This window comes from Chryseobacterium sp. YR221, assembly GCF_900176315.1.
GTDB lineage: Bacteria > Bacteroidota > Bacteroidia > Flavobacteriales > Weeksellaceae > Chryseobacterium > Chryseobacterium rhizosphaerae.
Genome location: NZ_FWXM01000001.1, coordinates 476,703 through 490,561, shown reverse-complemented (window position 1 = coordinate 490,561; position 13,859 = coordinate 476,703). Strand labels below are relative to the sequence as shown.

The following is a 13,859-nucleotide window of genomic DNA, read 5'->3' as shown; positions in this document are numbered from 1 at the left end:
ATGACACAGAATAAAGGAAAAGCACTTATTATCGGTGCAGGTATCGCAGGATTAAGTTCGGCCTACTATCTCGTACAGAAAGGCTGGCAGGTAGAAATCCTGGAACAGAATAATCTTTCCAATAATTGCTCCTATGGCAATGCAGGAATGATTGTTCCCAGTCATTTTACTCCATTGGCAGCTCCGGGAGTGGTTGCCCAGGGAATACGCTGGATGTTTGACAGCAAAAGTCCGTTTTATGTCAGGCCTTCTCTCAATTCCAAACTGATATCATGGGGATTAAAGTTTTTAAAACATTCCAACCAGCAGCATGTGGATCGCTCGGCAGCAGCAATCCGGGATCTTAATCTGGCCAGTAGTGCACTTTACAATGAAATTGCTCAAAAAGAGGAATTTGACTTTGAGCTTAACCAGAACGGTATTTTAATGCTCTATAAAACTGAGAAAGTAGCAGAAGAAGAAACAGAACTTGCCCACAAAGCCATTAATTTAGGATTAGCAGTTGATATTCTGGATCAGAAAGGAATTCAGGAACTGGAGCCCAACACAAAACTGGATGTTATCGGAGGAATCAATTACAAATGTGATGGGCATATGAACCCGATGAAACTGATGAAGCAAATGATCTCTTACCTTACAAGTAATGGTGTCATTTTCCATACTCAGCATAGAGTAACAGGCATCGAAACTTCCGGAAGCTATATTAAAGCAGTGATAGCAAATAACAGCCGATTCACCGCAGACCGGTTTGTAATGACAGGAGGCTCATTTTTACCTGAATTGGCCCAAAAAGCAGGTATTAAAATCCATTTAATGCCGGGGAAGGGGTATTCATTCATGCATAGGCCCGTAAATCCTGTCAATACAATGGAACATGCAGCCTTATTATTGGAGGCAAGAGTAGCGGTAACCCCTATGGGTGGGCAAATCCGCTTTGGTGGTACTATGGAACTGGCTTCCCATCAGGATAAAATTAATATAAAAAGAGTGGAAGGAATTGTTGGGTCTATCCCTCAATATCTTCCTGATTTTCAAGTGGAATTACCTAAACAATCTGACATTTGGTTTGGGTACAGACCTTGTGCTCCGGATGGACTTCCTTATTTAGGACAATCTTCCCAATTGAAAAACTTGATTATCGCAGGCGGCGGTGGAATGATGGGTTTAAGTTTAGGACCCATTTTTGGAAAAACAGTTTCAGAACTTGCCAATGACCAAAAGCCAACGGTTGAGATAAAGATATTCAACCCTGAAAGATTTAGTTAAAAAAACATCACATAACACACAAAATTACTATTTGAACCTGTTTAAACTTTTTTAAAGAAAGAGTTCCAGAAAATTAGCAATCATGGAATAAGCATTATCCCACAGAACTTATGATAAAGGATGGCAAAGTTGTAGACAAAAGCATGAGAGGTATTGACTATCAAAATTTACAGACAAGTTAAAATCATTCTAGATCCAATTAAATTAGGTTGATTAAGCCCGAAACAATTGGATTATTCAAATAATTTATTAACAAACAAATCCAAAAAATCATGAAAATTAAATCAGTATTATTTATGTTCCTATTTCCAATAATAGGTTTTGCTCAAGAAAATAGACCTCATGAGTGTAAAGCAGATGAAATGATGAAAAAACATTTTGAACTGCACCCGGAATCTAAGGCTGAATATGAAAATTTTGAGAAATACACCCAAGATTTCATAAAAAAAATGGGATCAAACAAAAATTCATTGAATAATAGGATCAACAATCCAACCTACATCATCCCTGTGGTTTTTCATGTTTATGGAGAATCTCAAAGTAATGTAAAAGTAAATTACCAAAAAGTAGTTGACTTACTGGAACAAATCAACTTAAATTTCAATGGAATCAATACTGATTCAAATACTGTTGATCCTGATTTCCAATCTATCAGAGGAGCATTAAGTGTTGAATTTCGATTAGCTAAAATTGATCCAACTGGAAAAGCAACAAGCGGAGTGATTTTTCATCCTTTCAAAGGTGGATATGGCAATGGAGGTGGATATGATGCAGAAATTGGCGCAGATGCATGGGATAATACAAAGTATATGAATGTGTATATACAAAATGATCTATATTCTAATAAAGATTTATATCAATCAGGAGTTGCCTGGTATCCGGATTCATACATGACTTCAGTAAATACAGCCAGAGTTGTTTATAATGGACGTTATATTTTTAATGCTGCAGGAACAGTGGCTTCAAACGAGTTTTCTGATACATTTACTCACGAATTTGGGCATTGGTTAAATCTTCAGCACACGTTTAATGTTCCATGTTCAACTGCAAACCCAACTAATGATGGTGATGGAGTTGCTGACACACCTGTAGAAAATAATTCTTCCGGATTAGGATGTACAACTGGTAACAATTGTCTTGGACAAAAAGTGAACGTTGAAAACTATATGGGATACAACGGTTCTTCAGGTTGTTATAAAATGTTTACCAATGGACAAATTTACAGAATGCTAGCAGCATTAAATCATCCTTCGCGAATAAATTTATGGCAATCTGCCAACTTAGCCGCAACCGGAGTTGCCAATACTCCACCTAAATTAACCCTTAGCAACAGTACATTTACAGAGAACTTAAACAATAATGGAGCCGTGTCATTAGATGGAACAGTAGCATCTGTCCCTACATCAACCATTACCCTAAACGGAGCAACATTTGCCGTACCAAATGGAACAACTCTTACTGCAGGAACACATTTCACTTCTTCATTACCAGCAGGACTAACAGCAACTATAGCAGTTACAAGCCCTACTACTGCTACACTTACCATAAATGGTGCGGCAACCAGTCATCCTAAAAGTCAGGTCCTGAATTCATCAATTACGTTCCTAGATCGGGCTATAACAGGAGGCGTAACTTCATTAGGATCAACTACAGCTTTGGCATTAACTTTTTCTTACAAAAATCCCTATAAAATAGTTACAGGAACTCCTCTGGAAAGTTATGCCAACCCAACAGCAACAACAGTAACAACCAACTCCGGGGCAACTTGGAAATATTTTATCATTAACCCGGAGCTTAGTGATGATGCAGGGTATGGCGCTTGGTACTATGGCGCAAATCAATTAAAATTTGAAACCTATTGGAAAGGATTAGTATGTGGGGTAGGGACAAGAAATATTAGTTTAATTCCTGCTTGCACCACTATAACTAATGCAAATAATATAGGTTACCCAATTGGTACTCCTGGACAACTTGACGTGTACACCCCTACATACACTAACTGGTCTGGCCAAACCGCTTATGTTGGTTTTAGAAACCAATTCGAAGGCTACAATATTAACGGCTATTTCAAACTGATTGTTGGGACCAATGGTTCAGGTTATTCTGTAACTGAGTTTGGATACAATACACAACCATATGGCAATATTACAACGCCTTGTGCATTATCATTATCCACTGCAGACGTTGATACAACAAACTCAGAAACATCCATCTATCCAAATCCAGTTTCTGATGTATTGAATATTAAAACAAAAGGGAAAATTAAGTCAATTTCTGTTCATGATATGTTTGGAAGAAAAATGAATGCTAAAGTTATCGGTGATAAGGTTGATGTTAAACACTTCCTAAGCGGAACTTATTTAATTGATATTGAAACATCTTTAGGAAAATCTTCCCAAAAATTCATTAAAAAATAGGATCAAACGCTATATCGATACAATATGATCATTAGTAAAAGGTTTTATTTTAACTGTATGTATTTTTGAAATGGTACAGGATTAAGATGGGATTAAGCCTTGGCCCAATCTTTGGAAAAACAGTCTCCGAAATTGCAGAGGAACAGAAACCATCTGTTGATATCAACATTTTTAACCCTGAACGATTCAGTTAATCAAAAACATCATTTACAAAATTATAGATATGAAAACACTCACTTTTTTGGCAATCAGCACTTTGAAGATTGTATTTCTGCTTTGTTTCCTGTTTTGTTATTCCTGTGAAACCAAAGAGTTGGCCACTTTAGCACCAGATGGTCAACCGCTTGTGAATTCAGAAGTTATTTCCAAAAATTCTTTAACAAGCGGGCAAAAGGAATATACCTTTTCTCCGGCCGCCGGAGATAAAAGAAGCTATTATATCTCTCTGCCGGCCAATTATTCCAGTACAAAAAAATACCGTGTTCTATTTATTTTTGCAGGAACCGATTCAACAGGGAAAGAAATGTATGAATGGCTGGGAAAGGGTTGGAATGCCAATACACCCGGGTTGGAAAAACTGATGGATAATACCATTTTTGTCTACCCTGACCAGAAGTATAACTGGGGAAACGACAAAGGCTGGGCACTAGGAAATTATGCTGCTCCTTTTGACGGGATGCACGATATTCAGTTTACCAAAGAACTTCTTGAACTCATTAAGAATACGTATTCAGTTGATAACAACCGTATTTTCGCGACAGGCCATTCCTGGGGAGGTGATATGGCCAATGTTACAGCTTATTTTCTGAAAGGGGTATTCAAAGCCATTGCTCCGGTTGCCTCCAACAGACCTTATTGGTTTGAAAATAATGGAAGTTATATTAATGAGCCCAATTATCTGGGAAATACAGCAGTCTGGATCTTCTTTGGACTGGATGATGACCATTTTGGAAGCAATAGTATTGACGGTGATTTCGGAATACAGCAAGCTGATTTTTGGATATTGAAAAATGGAGGAGACCAGAATCAATACACCACAAATACCATTGGAAATCAAGGAGATATTACCGAAACCTATTCCGGAACGTCTCAGGTAAAGCTTACCTTATACCAGGGTGGACAATACTCTGGTGGTGGGGGTCTTCTGGGGCATCAGCCTCCCGACTATTATTTTAAAGCAGTAACAGATTGGTTTAAAACTTTTTAAATAAACTAGTAACGAAATACTATTGTAAAAACAGTAGAATGATGAAGATGATATTCATGGGGTAAATATGGATTGGGCTTAATTTTTAAGCCCATTTTTTTTTCATTAATATGATCTATTTTGCTAGCAGTTCTTAGTTTATTTACTTATTTTTATTCATTCATTTCAAATTATATGACACCGTATTCTTATGTATTATAAAAACGATACAATCATCATCCGTGAATTTACACCTCAGGAATTTACTTTGTTCCTCGATCTGTTTGAAGATGAAAATGTTACCCGATACCTGCCCTATAAAACACCTGAAGAATATAAAGAAATGTTTGAAAAGGCATTATCAGACTATAAAGAAGGACCTTTCAGCAGATGGGGAATATTCAATGTACAAAACAATGATTTTGTAGGGATGTGCCTGGCCAGAGTTTTCCTTGATCATCCGGAGCAGATAGAAATAGGGTATACTTTAGCCGAAAATTATTGGGGCAAAGGCCTTGGAACCACAGTATGCAAAGCACTTGTGGAACATTGTCTGTCCTTAAACCAACAGAAAGACATTGTTGCGGTAACCGATCTCGCTAATATAGGATCTCAAAAAGTTCTTATAAAAAGCGGTTTTCAAAGAATCGAAAATTTGCAACGAGAGGATAGGGTACTGGCTTATTTTGTTTTACAGGAAAACTAACCAGAGTGTAATAAACCATCCTGTCAAATCGAAGATTTGCCACCCCTCCGGAGGAGGGGAATGTTCAGTCCTTCAATTATACTATTTTTAAAAATCAAGATTTTCTTAAGCTTAAATAAACTTCTCAACAGGCTGTTTACGGCTTGTCTTACACTTAAGTGTTAAAAAAAAATACTTTTGTGGTAATCTCTTAATGGTTTATATTGATTCAATATGGTATTGAGAAACACAAACCTTATAGGTTTCTAAAACCTATAAGGTTTATAAATACTTGTAATACTTTAGCAATCTTTTAATTTCCTTAAACTTAAGTGAACTTTTCGACAGCTTATTTTCTAAAACCTATAAGGGTTGAAATTGATAGCAACCTGAAACACTCAGTCAGGCTATCTCTTTTATCACTTAATTATAAACCAGTTTCTGATTAGATTTCATTTATCAGATAATTTGTTATAACTTGCAGGAATTATGATGTCGAAACGTTGCAAATACGCACTGAAAGCAATGGTCAGATTAGCAAGAAATTACAATCAAGGCTTTCTGCCCACTTCCGTTATTGCATTGGATGAGAACATTCCCAAGAAATTTCTCGAACAAATTCTTCTTGAACTTAAAAGAGCTAAGCTCGTTAACAGCAAACAGGGAAAAGTTGGAGGATATTATTTGCTTAAATCCCCTGATGAAGTTTCATTAGCAGACATTTACCGTATTTTTGATGGGCCTATCGCTCTTACTCCTTGTGTATCTTTAAACTTCTACGAAGCATGCGATGACTGCGTAGATGAAGCTACCTGCTATCTTAGAAATGAACTTATTATCGTTCGTGAAAAAACCAGAAATAGCATGATGGAGGCCACTCTCACTAAGTTTATCAACAAAGATTAATTTTTTTTCATTTAAATTCTACTAATTTGATAGGAGTTATAGAATTTTATATATATTTGCAATAATTAATTTCAATTGGATATGGAAAACAATCTGAAAAAAGAATTTGATCAACTTCTGAAAGAGATCCCTGTGGCTTCTTTCCAAAATAGCGGTCTTCAAATTCTGGCAGAAAGATTCCCTGAGAAGGTTATTTTTTCGACCAGTTTCAGCTATGAAGATCAGGTCATCACGCATCTGATAAAAGATCTGGAGGTAGAGATCTTTACATTGGATACAGGAAGGCTTTTTGAACAGACCTATGAAACCTGGACTAATACAAGAGCATTTTTCAAAAAGAATATCAAAGTCTATTATCCGGATACGGAAGAAATAAGGTCTTTTGTTTCAGAAAACGGACCTGACTCATTTTATCAATCAGTAGAACATAGGAAGATGTGCTGTACAATCCGGAAAGTACATCCTTTAAAAAAAGCATTGGAAGGTTACAAAGTATGGATCACAGGACTTCGGTCAGAGCATTCTGCCAACAGACAGCATATGCCGCAGCTGGAATGGGACCCGGATAATAAGATTATCAAATTTCATCCGCTTCTCAATTGGACCTCAGAACAGGTGACAGACTATGTAAAAACACATCATTTACCTTATAATCCTCTTCACAAAAAAGGATTTGTAAGCATAGGATGTGAGCCCTGTACAAGAGCCATTAAAGAAGGAGAAGATTTCAGAGCAGGTCGCTGGTGGTGGGAAGATGCCAACAAAAAAGAATGCGGTTTACATATTCATCAATAAAAAAGAAAAAATGTCAATACATCATTTAAATTATCTGGATCAGCTGGAGTCCGAATCGATCTATATATTAAGAGAAGTGGCAGGACAGTTTGAACGCCCTGCCTTATTATTCAGCGGAGGAAAAGACAGTATTGTACTGGCTCACCTGGCAAGAAAAGCTTTTATACACGGAAAGATCCCGTTTACATTTGTACATGTTGATACCGGACATAATTTTCCGGAGGTATTGGAATTTCGGGATCAGCTGGTAGCGCAGCTGGATGTTAATTTAGTGGCAAGAAAAGTGGAAGATACGATACAACGTAAAAAACTCACTGAGGCTAAAGGTAAATTCCCCAGCAGAAACTGGCTGCAGACCTATACTTTGCTGGATACCATTGAAGAATTTGAATTTGATGCCTGTATCGGAGGAGCAAGGAGGGATGAAGAAAAAGCCCGCGCTAAAGAAAGAATATTCTCTGTCCGTGATGAATTTGGGCAATGGGATCCCAAACTTCAGCGTCCTGAACTATGGAACATCTTTAACGGAAAAATCCATAAAGGAGAAAATGTAAGGGTTTTTCCCATCAGTAACTGGACAGAACTCGATATTTGGAACTATATCCGAAGAGAAAAAATTGAACTGCCTTCTATTTATTTTTCGCACGAAAGAGAAGTGGTAGACTTTAACGGACAGTGGCTTGCAAACTCTTTACATGTCTTTTTAGAACCAGAAGATGTAGTAACAACAAAAAAGATCCGGTACAGAACCGTAGGAGATATGACGTGTACTGCTGCAGTGGAATCTAAGGCCGAAACTATTGACGCCGTAATCGAAGAGATTGTTGCGACCAGAATTTCAGAACGTGGAGAAACCCGTATTGATGACAGGGTAACAGAAGCCGCAATGGAAGACCGGAAAAAAGGAGGCTATTTCTAATTGATGATAAAAGAGAATTGATCAATAATTTATGGAAGACACTCTCGATCAATTATTATTTATCACGTATTATTTATAATTAAATCAGATGGATATATTAAGATTTATAACAGCAGGAAGCGTAGATGACGGTAAAAGTACCCTGATCGGAAGACTGCTCTACGATAGTAAAAGTATTTTACAGGATCAGCTTGAAGTACTTGAAAAACATTCTAAAAACAAAAATGAAGACGGGGTAGATCTTGCGCTTTTAACAGACGGTTTACGTGCAGAAAGAGAGCAGGGAATCACTATTGATGTGGCTTACCGCTATTTTTCAACCCCAAAGAGAAAATTTATTATTGCTGATGCTCCCGGCCATGTGCAGTATACCCGGAATATGATTACCGGAGCATCCAATTCCGATTTGATGGTTATTCTTATCGATGCCCGTAAAGGAGTGATCGAACAGACGAGAAGACATTCTATCATCGCATCATTACTAAAACTGAAAAAAGTAGCAGTAGCCATCAATAAAATGGATATGGTAGATTATTCTGAAGATGTTTTTGATGCAATAAAGTCCGACTATTCAAAAATTGCCGATAATCTGGGACTGAATGATGTCAGCTATTTCCCTATTTCAGCATTGAAAGGAGATAATATCGTTTCAAAATCTTCCAGAACAGATTGGTACGATGGGAATTCTCTACTGGATTATCTGGAACAGGTAACCCTGCATGAAGAACTGAATACCGGGAACCGTTTCCAGGTTCAGTATGTGATCAGACCTCAAACAGAGGAACTGCATGATTACAGAGGCTACGCAGGGCAGATCATCAGTGGGAAATTTACAAAAGGAGACAAGATTCATATTCTTCCGGCAGGCCTGATCACTGAAATCTCTAAAATTGAGATCAACGGAGAGGAACAAGGGGAAGCGGTTGAAGGGCAGCCTGCCGTTATCCATACTACCCACGATTTAGATATCAGCAGAGGAGATATTTTTGCTACCGAAGAACAGCTTCCGAATACAGAAAAAGATCTGGAAGTTCTCTTATGCTGGCTGGATCAGAAGCCGCTGCAACCGGGGAATAAATATGTATTGCAACAAAACAGCAGGCTGGTAAAGGCTGTGGTAAAAGAGGTAGACTACAAGATTAATGTTAATACCCTTACTCAGGAAAAGACAGATACAGAGATCAGGCTTAATGAAATTGTGAAAGTGACACTCCGGACAGCACAGCCTTTGGTCTATGACAGTTTTATCAATAATAAAAAAACAGGATCTGCAATTTTAGTGGATGAAACATCCAATTCTACCGTTGCGGCCTGTATAATTCAATAAAAAAATGGCAACCCACGATAATTTAATCAAAAGAATTCATCAAAGTAAACAAAATACGACTCATGAATTCTTTGATAAAACAAAAACCAAAGCTTTCGTTAAAGATTTGTATCAGGTGCTTTTTCTTCCCCAAAGAATCGACACCGAGGATCAGTTGAAAAAGAGCTTTGCAGCTTTGCATGACAGCCTTTTTAATATGATCATTACAATAACGGGAAGTGAAAAAGAAGCGGAAACTAATGTGAATACATTCTTTGAGGTTTTGCCTGAACTTTATGATCAGCTGGTACTGGATGCACGGTCTATCCTGCAATTTGATCCTGCAGCAGAGTCTATAGAAGAAATATACCTTGCGTATCCCGGATTTTTTGCCACCTATGTATATCGTATTTCCCATCAGCTATGGAATCAGAAGGTTAGGATACTGCCACGTGTCATTTCAGAATATGCCCACAGTAAAACAGGGATTGATATTCATCCAGGGGCCATCATTGGGAAATCATTTTTTATAGATCATGGAACAGGGATCGTCATTGGAGAAACTACGGTCATTGGAAATCATGTCAAGATATATCAGGGAGTCACCCTTGGAGCTTTGAATGTTTCCAAAGAAAAAGCCAATCAGAAAAGACACCCCAATATTGAAGATCATGTGATTATTTATTCGGGAGCCACTATTTTAGGAGGAAGTACAACCATTGGCAGAGAAAGTATTATTGGAGGAAATGTCTGGATCACACAGGATGTTCCGTCTCATTCTCTGGTTTATCATAAAAGTGAAATCAAAATAAAGGATAACAGTTCATTACCGGAATCATTAACCTTTGTTATATAAAACAGAAAACAAAAAATTATATTGGATATGAAATTTCAGAATACACTGGAAACGATTGGGAATACGCCTGTCGTAAAAATTAATAAGCTTTTCAATTCGGATCATGAAATCTGGATTAAACTAGAAAAAAGCAATCCCGGAGGAAGCATTAAAGACAGAATTGCATTGGCTATGATTGAAGATGCAGAAGCCAAAGGATTATTAAACCAGGACAGCATCATTATAGAGCCGACAAGTGGAAATACAGGAATCGGCCTTGCATTGGTTGCTGCAGTAAAAGGCTACAAGCTTATTCTTGTAATGCCTGACAGCATGAGTATTGAAAGACGCAAAATCATGGAAGCTTATGGTGCCCAGTTTGTGCTTACTCCAAGGGAAAAAGGAATGAAAGGGGCTATTGAAAAAGCCAACGAACTGGCAGAGGAAACCCCCAATTCATGGATTCCAAGACAGTTTGATAATCCAGCCAATGTAAATATCCATACAGAAACTACAGCTCAGGAAATTTTAAAAGACTTCCCTGACGGCCTGGATTATATTATTACAGGAGTAGGAACCGGAGGACATATCACCGGCATTGCAAAAGTGGTAAAAGAAGCCTATCCCAATGTAAAAGTATTCGCTGTAGAGCCGGAATTATCTCCTGTATTAAGTGGAGGAAGTCCTGCACCACATCCTTTACAGGGCTTAGGAGCCGGATTTGTACCCGCCATATTAGATATTAGTCTTCTGGACGGAGTGATTACCGTTGGTAAAGAAGAAGCCTATGAATATGCAATCAATGCAGCAAAAAAAGAAGGCCTTTTCGTAGGCGTCTCTACCGGAGCTGCTTTAGCTGCTATAGCAAAACATTTACCTGAAATACAGTCTAACGCTAAAATCCTTACCATCAACTACGATACCGGAGAAAGGTATCTGTCTGTAGAAGGACTCTTCTAAAATCCCCAACTAACACCGACTTTCAATGAAAACAATTATAAAATCACCAAAGGTTTACCTTATCGGTGCAGGGCCTGGCAACCCTGAACTGATTACCGTAAAAGCCGTAAAAACCATTGCCAAGGCGGATGTCATTTTATGCGACCGTCTTGTAAGTCCCGAGATTCTGGAAACTTACGTCAATGAAAATACAGAAGTCATCTACGTAGGCAAAGAATGTAGTAAAAATGCATCTACTCCTCAGACTCATATCAATACCCTGATGGTTGATTATGCTCTTCAGAATAAAACAGTTGTAAGGCTTAAAGGAGGAGATGTATCCATATTCTCCAATATTCTGGATGAACTGCAGGTTTTAAAAAAACACCATATTCCCTATGAGATCATCCCTGGAATTACAGCCGCTTTAGGAGCAGCAGCATTTGCAGGGATGCCTCTGACAGCAAGAGGATATTCAACATCTGTCCGATTTCTGACCTATTATAAATCTGAAATTCTTACTGAAGAATATTGGAAAGAATTGGCTGTTACCAATGATACTCTTGTTTTTTATATGTCTAAAGGAAATCTTACAGATCTTGTAGAAAAGCTGAAACAGCTTGAAATTTCTAAAGACAAAAAAATAGCAGTTATCGAGCAGGCTACTACACCTTATCAAAAAGTGTATACCTCTTCATTTGATGATTTTAATGAAACTTTTGGAAATAAAAATTTTGCTTCACCTTCGCTGGTGATCATTGGTAAAATAGTACATCTTCATGAAGAATTCTCCTGGTTGGAAAATGCAGAACAGGAAGGTTTATATTTTAAATCGGTGGAAAACGGAAGTCTTATATCAAAAACTCAAAATTTCTTTGAATATGCTGTCTGAAACTAAACTGAACGTCCTTAAAAAGATCTCCGGTGATTTTTCCAGAGATGAAGCCATCTGGGCAAGTGGCTATTTGGCAGGTATTGCCGGTGGATCTTCACTCACGGCTACCTTACCACCTTTATCAACTGATGCTAACCATCAGAATACTGTAAAAAAGATAACCTTAGCGTATGGTACGGAAACCGGAAACAGTAAAAAGCTGGCGACCGGTTTAGCGGGAATTATCAAGAAAAAGGGAATTCAGGTTAAACTGGCAGACCTTTCCCAGTATAAACCAAAAGATCTGAGTAAAGAAGAATTTTTCTTTGTTATTATCAGTACACAGGGAGAAGGAGAACCGCCTCTTCTTGCAAAGAAATTTTACGATTATATCCATGAGAATGAAATCAATCTCACCGATCTGAAATTTGGGGTTTTAGCCCTGGGTGACAGCAGCTATCCTCAGTTTTGCAAAACTGGCGAAGAAGTAGATTACCGTTTTGAAATATTAGGAGGGCAACGTATCATTCCCTTGAAAAGATGTGATATAGACTATGAGCAGGAAGCCGCCCATTGGATAGAACAGGTATTTGAAACTGTGAATAAAACTTCCGATAACCTGTCAAAGAACAGCTCTGCTCCCAAAATATCATCAGGAAGAAAGAAATACCGGGGAACGGTTTCTTCTCTGATCAATCTGAATGATATTACTTCTGAAAAAGAAACCTATCATATTGAGATAGAAACAGATGAACCGCTTGTATATCAACCGGGTGCTGCACTGGGTATTATCCCTTTCAATTCAAAATCAGTGGTTGAGGAAATTATCAGCCTCACAGGGATTGATCCTAAAAAGAACATTGAAACCGCAAAAGTAACGGACAGTGTAGAACAACTCCTCAGCAAACACCTTAATATCAGCTATCTCTTAAAAAATGTAGTCAGCCAATATGCAAAGATCACAGGGCATTCTATTCCTGAAGTACGTTTAAGTCTTCTTGATCTTTTGAGAATTTATCCTGTGAAAACAGCTGAAGAATTTGAAGAAATCATTCAGATCTTAACAGGTCAGGCGCCGCGTCTGTATTCCATATCTTCTTCTTTGGAGGCTCATGGTGAAAATGAAATTCATATCACCGTTGCCAAATCGGAATTCCTTGTTGACCATCAGAAACACAGTGGTTTGTGCAGTGGGTTTCTAAGTGGGTTTACTGAAGGAGAGATTGTAGATTTCTATATTCAGGATGCCGGCCATTTCAGATTACCTGACGCCGATAAAGATATTATTATGATTGGCCCCGGAACCGGCATTGCTCCTTTCAGATCATTCCTTTGGGAACGGGATGCTATAGGTGCAGAAGGTAGAAACTGGCTCTTTTTCGGAGACCGGAATTTTGTATCAGACTTCATTTATCAGTCTGAACTTCAGGACTTCCTGAAAACAGGCAGTCTCACTCATTTAGACCTTGCTTTTTCCCGGGATACAGCCGAAAAAATCTATGTACAGCACAAATTGGAGCAAAAAGCCCAGGAGGTTTTCCATTGGCTTGAGGGCGGTGCCTCTGTGTATGTATGTGGCGCTAAAGAACCTATGAGTAGAGATGTGCAAGAAACACTCCTCAATATCATTCAACGTGAGGGAAAACGAAGTAAAGAACAGGCTATTCATTATCTGGAAGACATGGAACTGAGTGGCAGATATGCCAAGGATGTTTATTAAACTGTGATGGA

At 38.1% G+C, this 13,859-nt stretch carries 12 protein-coding genes; all 12 read left to right on the top strand.

The genetic code is table 11. The annotated features are described in order from the left end of the window. Positions 1–1,266, top strand: a complete 1,266-nt coding sequence (locus B8967_RS02260) for an NAD(P)/FAD-dependent oxidoreductase (protein ID WP_084084209.1) — start codon at positions 1–3, stop codon at positions 1,264–1,266. A gap of 365 nt (positions 1,267–1,631) precedes the next feature. Continuing rightward, entirely contained in the window at positions 1,632–3,683 is a 2,052-nt protein-coding gene (locus B8967_RS02255) for a zinc-dependent metalloprotease (protein ID WP_179140019.1), read from the top strand. 223 nt (positions 3,684–3,906) lie between these two features. Beyond that, positions 3,907–4,890 (top strand): CE1 family esterase, encoded by a 984-nt coding sequence (locus B8967_RS02250; RefSeq protein WP_084084207.1) that lies wholly within the window; start codon positions 3,907–3,909, stop codon positions 4,888–4,890. A 190-nt stretch (positions 4,891–5,080) separates the two neighbouring features. Next, the gene (locus B8967_RS02245; RefSeq protein WP_084084206.1) at positions 5,081–5,575 is read left to right on the top strand and encodes a GNAT family N-acetyltransferase; all 495 of its coding nucleotides are present in this window, start codon (positions 5,081–5,083) and stop codon (positions 5,573–5,575) included. 468 nt (positions 5,576–6,043) lie between these two features. After that, positions 6,044–6,460 (top strand): RrF2 family transcriptional regulator, encoded by a 417-nt coding sequence (locus tag B8967_RS02240; protein WP_052188812.1) that lies wholly within the window; start codon positions 6,044–6,046, stop codon positions 6,458–6,460. A gap of 81 nt (positions 6,461–6,541) precedes the next feature. Beyond that, positions 6,542–7,255: a phosphoadenylyl-sulfate reductase gene (locus B8967_RS02235; protein ID WP_084084205.1), complete on the top strand. Its 714-nt coding sequence runs from the start codon at positions 6,542–6,544 to the stop codon at positions 7,253–7,255. A 10-nt stretch (positions 7,256–7,265) separates the two neighbouring features. Beyond that, positions 7,266–8,174 (top strand): sulfate adenylyltransferase subunit CysD, encoded by a 909-nt coding sequence (gene cysD, locus B8967_RS02230; RefSeq protein WP_084084913.1) that lies wholly within the window; start codon positions 7,266–7,268, stop codon positions 8,172–8,174. A gap of 88 nt (positions 8,175–8,262) precedes the next feature. Continuing rightward, positions 8,263–9,501 carry a sulfate adenylyltransferase subunit 1 gene (locus tag B8967_RS02225; RefSeq protein WP_084084204.1) on the top strand — a complete coding sequence of 413 codons (1,239 nt, stop codon included), beginning with the start codon at positions 8,263–8,265 and terminating at the stop codon, positions 9,499–9,501. Positions 9,502–9,505: 4 nt separating this feature from the next. After that, a complete protein-coding gene (epsC, locus tag B8967_RS02220) occupies positions 9,506–10,336 on the top strand; it encodes a serine O-acetyltransferase EpsC (protein ID WP_084084203.1) in 831 nt (276 codons plus the stop codon). 27 nt (positions 10,337–10,363) lie between these two features. After that, positions 10,364–11,275 (top strand): cysteine synthase A, encoded by a 912-nt coding sequence (cysK, locus tag B8967_RS02215; protein ID WP_084084202.1) that lies wholly within the window; start codon positions 10,364–10,366, stop codon positions 11,273–11,275. 25 nt (positions 11,276–11,300) lie between these two features. Continuing rightward, positions 11,301–12,146, top strand: a complete 846-nt coding sequence (gene cobA, locus B8967_RS02210; RefSeq protein ID WP_084084201.1) for a uroporphyrinogen-III C-methyltransferase — start codon at positions 11,301–11,303, stop codon at positions 12,144–12,146. Further along, positions 12,136–13,848, top strand: a complete 1,713-nt coding sequence (locus tag B8967_RS02205; protein ID WP_084084200.1) for a diflavin oxidoreductase — start codon at positions 12,136–12,138, stop codon at positions 13,846–13,848. The genes cobA and B8967_RS02205 overlap by 11 nt, the downstream gene beginning before the upstream one ends. The last annotated feature ends 11 nt before the right edge of the window (positions 13,849–13,859 follow it).

What these genes read in the sequence shown, in the direction of transcription:
- B8967_RS02240 (WP_052188812.1), top strand. Translation starts at nt 6,044, where the DNA reads ATGATGTCGAAACGTTGCAAATACGCACTGAAAGCAATGGTCAGATTA.
- B8967_RS02260 (WP_084084209.1), top strand. Translation starts at nt 1, where the DNA reads ATGACACAGAATAAAGGAAAAGCACTTATTATCGGTGCAGGTATCGCA.
- B8967_RS02225 (WP_084084204.1), top strand. Translation starts at nt 8,263, where the DNA reads ATGGATATATTAAGATTTATAACAGCAGGAAGCGTAGATGACGGTAAA.
- cysK (WP_084084202.1), top strand. Translation starts at nt 10,364, where the DNA reads ATGAAATTTCAGAATACACTGGAAACGATTGGGAATACGCCTGTCGTA.
- B8967_RS02245 (WP_084084206.1), top strand. Translation starts at nt 5,081, where the DNA reads ATGTATTATAAAAACGATACAATCATCATCCGTGAATTTACACCTCAG.
- epsC (WP_084084203.1), top strand. Translation starts at nt 9,506, where the DNA reads ATGGCAACCCACGATAATTTAATCAAAAGAATTCATCAAAGTAAACAA.
- cobA (WP_084084201.1), top strand. Translation starts at nt 11,301, where the DNA reads ATGAAAACAATTATAAAATCACCAAAGGTTTACCTTATCGGTGCAGGG.
- B8967_RS02205 (WP_084084200.1), top strand. Translation starts at nt 12,136, where the DNA reads ATGCTGTCTGAAACTAAACTGAACGTCCTTAAAAAGATCTCCGGTGAT.
- B8967_RS02250 (WP_084084207.1), top strand. Translation starts at nt 3,907, where the DNA reads ATGAAAACACTCACTTTTTTGGCAATCAGCACTTTGAAGATTGTATTT.
- B8967_RS02235 (WP_084084205.1), top strand. Translation starts at nt 6,542, where the DNA reads ATGGAAAACAATCTGAAAAAAGAATTTGATCAACTTCTGAAAGAGATC.
- B8967_RS02255 (WP_179140019.1), top strand. Translation starts at nt 1,632, where the DNA reads ATGAAAAAACATTTTGAACTGCACCCGGAATCTAAGGCTGAATATGAA.
- cysD (WP_084084913.1), top strand. Translation starts at nt 7,266, where the DNA reads ATGTCAATACATCATTTAAATTATCTGGATCAGCTGGAGTCCGAATCG.